Genomic DNA, 1,747 nt, shown 5'->3' with positions numbered 1-1,747 from the left:
TCTCGCCCCCATTCCTTTAATACCCCGTTTGAACTGACGTTTTTGTGCGTGCGCCCCCTCCCCGGTCCAGTAATGGCGCGGTTTTAGAGATTTGACCGCCCCCTAGGGGGTCTAGCGGTCGCCTCTGCTACGCTGGTGAATTCGCTCATGACAGGACACGCAGAGCGACATCAGATTCTCCGTATCATGCGTGCCACCGTCCGAAATCGGTTGGATGTGATGCACGAGTGTTGCGTGGATGTATCTGCCCCGCTCTTTGCAGCACTCGCAAAGTGGATGCGCTGCCAAGTGTCGGTCACGGATTTTCTTCCACGAACCTCCGTATCTCTTATGCTGATCGTAGCCACGAGCGAAGTGGTCATAATGCCTCTGCATCGTTTTTTCGTGCGTCTCACAGTAGCAACTCTTTCGATCCGTGAGGTTCGGACAGCCTGTCATGCGGCAGGGTCGTTTCGGCTTTCTCGGCATCGTTTCACCTCCTCGATGGCATGAAAAAACCTCCGCTGGGATTGCTCCCATTGGAGGTCGAGCCTTTAAGCATACTTTTCATAACACCATTTTACCATGTCAACACTGGAACTCAAGAGAATTATAGTGAAGTCTTTTTGCGTGATTTCAAAACGGCTTTGATGGCCGGGACGAGTTTCGTAACATTGGCGTTAATATTGTCTGTATCGATATGGATAATCTCCCAATCCTCGCCCAGCTTCCAAATGATGACTTCATCTCGCTTTCGCTGCTTATCTGCATGATCCTTGCCATGAAACGGTCTGCCGTCAATCTCTAGGGCGACCTTATATTCTGGGATAACGAAGTCTATGGAATAATTAAAAATCTTCACTTGATGACGGATCTTTAATCCTTTACGGACAAGTTCCAACGCAGTCATGATTTCTTCTGTGCTCTGAAACCAACCTGGTCGGTCGATATTTCTTTTTATTACATCATATGCCCGTTGATATTTTTCTATAGGTGCCACCTTGCTGATTCTTTTGATTGCCGCTTCCAGCTTCCGTACCTTTTTTTCTGTCGCAAGAAAATTATTGCCGACTTTTCTTATTTCCGAAAAAAAGCTACGACACTTAGGGCAGGTAATTTTCACCCCTTTTTTATACGCCCAAGTCGCGACTGGCACTCCACAAATATGACACTCTGGGTAATAAACCTCAAAGCCACACTTATCCTTACCGATACGAATGTTGTCTTCTAATGCTTCCCGATAACTCATGACTGATCTACCTCCGCTGCAAGAATTTTATCCACGGCCACGAGAGCTTTGGAATGGAGAATATGCACCCATCGAGAAGTGTAGTGCATCTCCCCCGCAATCTCATCCCATGACATGAAGCTAAGATACCGTAGCTCCAACAGCATGAGGGCATTGGTATCCTGTACCTTGCCGATGGTCGCCATAACATCACGCTTCAAATCTACCAAATGGTCGATGTCATTGTTGATTTCATTCTCCAAGTCAACAATCTTGTCGATGGTATCCGCCAAACGATGGACATTCCTCGTGCCGCTGACAGGCTCCGTTCCCATTGTGGAGGTGGCTCTGGTGGCGAGATCACGCAAGGAGTCCACTTGACGGAGCTTGCTGTTGACCCGTTGATCAATACGGTATGCCTGACTCAGATATTCTTTTGCTGTCATGCAAATTCCCCCTCCAACTTTTCAAGCAGCCACTCTCCGTCTATGCTTGTCAGCTGTCCGAACCATGCGGAACGAAAGAACCGCTCTGTCTCAG

At 48.1% G+C, this 1,747-nt stretch carries 3 protein-coding genes; all 3 read right to left on the bottom strand.

The window, feature by feature from the left end; translation table 11 throughout:
- Positions 1-111 precede the first annotated feature (111 nt).
- The 3 genes from HMPREF1992_RS11040 to HMPREF1992_RS00690 all read right to left on the bottom strand — a co-directional run bounded on the left by HMPREF1992_RS11040 (position 112) and on the right by HMPREF1992_RS00690 (position 1,653).
- A complete protein-coding gene (locus HMPREF1992_RS11040; RefSeq protein ID WP_006306652.1) occupies positions 112-468 on the bottom strand; it encodes an HNH endonuclease in 357 nt (118 codons plus the stop codon).
- A 121-nt stretch (positions 469-589) separates the two neighbouring features.
- Complete coding sequence (locus tag HMPREF1992_RS00695; RefSeq protein ID WP_021683875.1) at positions 590-1,228, bottom strand: endonuclease domain-containing protein; 639 nt, start codon at positions 1,226-1,228, stop codon at positions 590-592.
- On the bottom strand, positions 1,225-1,653 hold the full coding sequence (locus HMPREF1992_RS00690) for a hypothetical protein (RefSeq protein WP_021683874.1): 429 nt from the start codon (positions 1,651-1,653) through the stop codon (positions 1,225-1,227). The genes HMPREF1992_RS00695 and HMPREF1992_RS00690 overlap by 4 nt, the downstream gene beginning before the upstream one ends.
- Between the last annotated feature and the right edge of the window lie 94 nt (positions 1,654-1,747).

It is taken from the genome of Selenomonas sp. oral taxon 892 str. F0426, from assembly GCF_000468035.1.
In the GTDB taxonomy this organism is placed as follows: domain Bacteria; phylum Bacillota; class Negativicutes; order Selenomonadales; family Selenomonadaceae; genus Centipeda.
The sequence above is the reverse complement of the archived record's forward strand: the minus strand, read 5'-3'. Positions and strand labels throughout refer to the sequence as shown.